Here is a 2,055-nt window from a genome sequence, read left to right on the forward strand (position 1 = left end):
GCGGCAGCACGCGGTAGACCCAATGGCCGCTCGGCGCATCGGCGACGCGGCCCTGGATCGCTTTCGACTGGACGGTTTCCATCACGCTGGAGTGGCAGCAGCAGGCAGCGCCGTCAAGCGGCCGTGGTGTCGCTCAAGCGCTGAAAACTCAGGCGGTGAAAACATCGTGACCGGCAAACCATGCCTTGGCGACCTCGATGAAAGCCACGGCCGCCTTGGACAGGCGCTGGCGCGTGTCATGCGTCAGGATGATGCGCTGCATCGGCAGCGGATCGGAGAGCGGCTTTACGACCAGCGGCAGGCCGTCATAGCTGCGGTCGCCATGGGGCCTGGTATAGCTGACGGCGACGCCGAAGCCGTTGGCCACCATGGAGCGCTGCAATTCGAACGAGCTCGTCGTCGCCCGGGCTATCGGCGACAGGCCGCGGCTGAGAAAGAGGTCCAGCATGTGCTGCCAGCTGTGCGGCTGGTCGGTGGTGATCAGCGGATGCTGCGCGAGCTCGGCCAGGCTGACGGCGTGCTTGTCCGCCAGCACATGTCCGGCCGGCAGAAGCGCGTGCGGCCGCAATTCATGCAGCAGGACGCGTTTGAAATGCCCTGGAAGCCCGAGATCATAGGTGAGGCCGAGATCGACGGCGCTGTCGGCCAGGCGCCGCCCCAGCGTCTCGAAGGTCTCGTCGCCGATGACGACCGTGACGGCCGGGCAGCGCTCGGCGAAGGCGCGCATCAGCGCCGGCGCGAAATAGGGCGCCAGGTCCTCGAAGCAGCCGAGCACCAGCTCGCCGCCGACATCGGCATCGCGCGAACCGAGCGCCGCCAGCTCGTCCGCCTCGCCCAGCACTTGCCTTGCCTTGGCGACGGCCCTCCGGCCAAAGGACGTCAGCGCAACGCCGCTGCCGCGCTGGCGCACGAAGATTTTCTGGCCGAGCGCGTCCTCGACATGGTCGATCGCCACCGAGATCGACGGCTGCGACACGTTCAGCGCCTGGGCCGCCATGGTGACGCTGCCATAGCGGGCGACGGCGACGACGTAGCGCAACTGGGTGAGTGTGAACTTCATAGGTCAAAACTATAAGCGAGATGACAAGTTATTATTTTACGCAATGTGCGGCTCTTGCGATAGTCGGTCATCGACAAGCAGGAGAGCACGATGGCCAGCCCGAAGATCGACGCCGCGACGGTTGCCGATTACCAGCGTGAGGGCGCGGTCTGCATCCGCGGCGCCTTCACGGACTGGGTCGGCGTCATCGCCGACGGCATTGAACGCAATATCCAGAACCGCAGCGCCACGGCCTCCGACATCGCCGGCGGCAAGGGCAGTTTCTTCGACGACTACTGCAATTGGGAGCGCATCCCGGAATTCGTCAGGATTGTCAGGGAATCGCCTGCGGCAGAACTCGCGGCCGCCGTCATGCAATCGCGCAGCGCCCAGTTCTTCCACGACCACGTCCTGGTCAAGGAGCCCGGCACGCAGAAGCCGACGCCCTGGCACCAGGACATTCCCTATTACTTCGTCAATGGCAGCCAGACGGTGAGCTTCTGGATCCCGATCGATCCGGTGAAGGAAGCGACGCTGCGGCTGATCGCCGGCTCGCACAAATGGGAAAAGATGGTGCTGCCGGTGCGCTGGCTGAACGACGCCAATTTCTATGCCGGCGAGGGCGACTATTTGCCGGTGCCCGACCCCGACAACGATCCCTCGATGAAGGTGCTCGAATGGGAGATGGAGCCGGGCGACGCCATCCTGTTCGATTTCCGCACGGCGCATGGCGCGCGCGGCAATTTGACCTCGGCGCGGCGCCGCGCGCTGTCGCTGCGCTGGGTCGGCGACGACGCGCACTACGTCGAACGCCCTGGCCGCACCTCGCCGCCCTATCCCGGCCACGACATGAAGCCGGGCCAGAAACTGCGCGAGGACTGGTTCCCCGTTATCTATCAGAGCTGAGCGGCCCTGCCTCGTCATCCACGGGCGGAGCGGGAGCGAAGCGGACGCGCAGACCCGAGGATCCATTCCGTGACCTTCGCCGCGGCGTGCAACGGAGCAGAATTCTGGAC

2 protein-coding genes are annotated in these 2,055 nt (G+C 65.5%); one reads left to right on the forward strand and one right to left on the reverse strand.

The genetic code is table 11. The features are described 5' to 3' along the window. Positions 1–148: 148 nt before the first annotated feature. Positions 149–1,060, reverse strand: a complete 912-nt coding sequence (locus EOA27_RS33720; RefSeq protein WP_127258433.1) for a LysR family transcriptional regulator — start codon at positions 1,058–1,060, stop codon at positions 149–151. 90 nt (positions 1,061–1,150) lie between these two features. Here EOA27_RS33720 and EOA27_RS33725 point away from each other — a divergent pair, with 90 nt between their 5' ends. Next, the gene (locus EOA27_RS33725; RefSeq protein ID WP_189562240.1) at positions 1,151–1,945 is read left to right on the forward strand and encodes a phytanoyl-CoA dioxygenase family protein; all 795 of its coding nucleotides are present in this window, start codon (positions 1,151–1,153) and stop codon (positions 1,943–1,945) included. Positions 1,946–2,055: the final 110 nt, after the last annotated feature.

It is taken from the genome of Mesorhizobium sp. M2A.F.Ca.ET.037.01.1.1, from assembly GCF_003998075.1.
Lineage (GTDB): Bacteria > Pseudomonadota > Alphaproteobacteria > Rhizobiales > Rhizobiaceae > Mesorhizobium.

What these genes read in the sequence shown, in the direction of transcription:
- EOA27_RS33720 (WP_127258433.1), bottom strand. Translation starts at nt 1,060, where the DNA reads ATGAAGTTCACACTCACCCAGTTGCGCTACGTCGTCGCCGTCGCCCGC.
- EOA27_RS33725 (WP_189562240.1), top strand. Translation starts at nt 1,151, where the DNA reads ATGGCCAGCCCGAAGATCGACGCCGCGACGGTTGCCGATTACCAGCGT.